We start from the raw sequence: 329 nt of genomic DNA, 5'->3' as shown, positions 1-329 counted from the left end.
GAAATACCTCCGCGTGCGCGGAGAAGAGAGTTCCTCCACACGCACCTTGCAGGCCGCAGGGGAAATACCTCCGCGTGCGCGGAGAAGAGTCCCAGCGCTCGGGGGAAACTTTTTGGAATGCGGAAATACCTCCGCGTGCGCGGAGAAGAGCCGGGAGCGTGAATTCAATGGACGCGAGCCCGGGAAATACCTCCGCGTGCGCGGAGAAGAGTCCTCGACCAGTACTGGGACGGCAATCTCCCTGGAAATACCTCCGCGTGCGCGGAGAAGAGTTGTATGGGCCGCTGATTGCCATTTGCTTATCGGAAATACCTCCGCGTGCGCGGAGA

It is taken from the genome of Corynebacterium sp. HMSC077D03, from assembly GCF_001808545.1.
GTDB lineage: Bacteria > Actinomycetota > Actinomycetes > Mycobacteriales > Mycobacteriaceae > Corynebacterium > Corynebacterium simulans.
Note: the sequence above shows the minus strand (reverse complement) of the source record.